This is a genomic window from Arthrobacter sp. C152 (genome assembly GCF_054890965.1).
Map to the genome: position 1 here is coordinate 1 of NZ_JBTZSU010000089.1, position 1,422 is coordinate 1,422.

1 protein-coding gene is annotated in these 1,422 nt (G+C 64.6%); it reads right to left on the minus strand.

What is annotated here, in order from left to right; all coding sequences use genetic code 11:
- Positions 1-1,413: amino acid permease (locus ACYSM9_RS21825; protein WP_461859037.1), on the minus strand; the 1,413-nt coding region annotated here is incomplete at its 3' end.
- Positions 1,414-1,422 lie beyond the last annotated feature (9 nt).

The window sequence follows — 1,422 nt, forward strand, 5'->3', positions numbered from 1 at the left end:
GGCGATTTCGCGGATGCGGGTGCGGCAGGCGTACCAGCCGGCGACCATGAGGATGGAGGCGATGGCGGTCACGAGCATGGTCAGGGGTGAGTCGATGAAGACCATGATGAGCACGCCGGTGAGGAAGAGCAGGGAGAGGTAGCCGGTGTAGGGGGCGCCGAACATGCGGAAGGAGGGGCGTTCGACCCAGCCTTTGTCGGCCCAGCGTTTGAGCTGGATCTGGCACAGGACGATGGTGGCCCAGGTCATGATGATGCCGACGGAGGCGATGTTGAGGACGATTTCGAAGGCTTCGGCGGGGACGAGGTAGTTCAGGGGGACGCCGAGGAGGGAGACCACGGCGGTGATGGCGATGCCGCCGTAGGGGACGCCTGCTTTGTTCATGCGGGAGGCGAATTTGGGGGCGGAGCCGTTGACGGACATGGAGCGCAGGATCCGGCCGGTGGAGTAGAGCCCGGCATTCAGGGAGGACAGGGCGGCGGTGAGGACGACGAGGTTCATGATGACGTCCACGCCCTGGACGCCGATGGACCCGAAGAACGTCACGAAGGGGCTGACGCCTTTTTGGTAGGAGGTGAAGGGCAGCAGCAGGGCCAGGAGGATCACGGAGCCGACGTAGAACACGGCGATGCGGAAGACCACGGAGTTGATGGCCTTGGGCATGATCTTTTCGGGGTTTTCGGTTTCGCCGGCGGCGGTGCCGACGAGTTCGATGGAGGCGTAGGCGAACAGGACGCCCTGCATGAGGATGATCATGGGCAGCAGGCCGTTGGGGAAGATCCCGCCGTTGTCGGACAGGAGGCTGATGCCGACCTGCTGGCCGTCGACGGGGGTGCCGAAGATGACGAAGTAGGTGCCGATGATGAGGAACGCGACGAGGGCGGCGACCTTGATCAGGGCGAACCAGAATTCCATTTCGCCGAAGACTTTCACGGAGACCAGGTTCAGGGCCAGGACGACGACGAGGGCGGTCAGTGCCCAGGCCCACTGCGGGACGTCGGCCATCCAGGGGATGTAGTTGCCGAAGAAGTGCATGTAGAGGGCGGCGGCGGTGATGTCCACGATGGTGGTGGTGGCCCAGTTGATCCAGTAGAACCAGCCGGAGACGAACGCGGCTTTTTCGCCGAAGAATTCGCGGGCGTAGGAGACGAAGGAGCCCGAGGAGGGCCGGTGCAGGACCAGTTCGCCCAGGGCGCGCAGGATCAGGAACGCGAAGAACCCGCACACCGCGTAGGCGATGACCAGGGACGGGCCCGCCGCGTTGAGCCGGCCGCCGGCGCCCAGGAACAGGCCGGTCCCGATCGCACCGCCGATCGCGATCATCTGGATCTGCCGCGGCTTGAGGTTCTTGTGGTAACCCTTGTCCTCCGCGTGCAGGGAGGTCTCGGACGCATGCGCGTGACCACCATCAATAACGTGGTC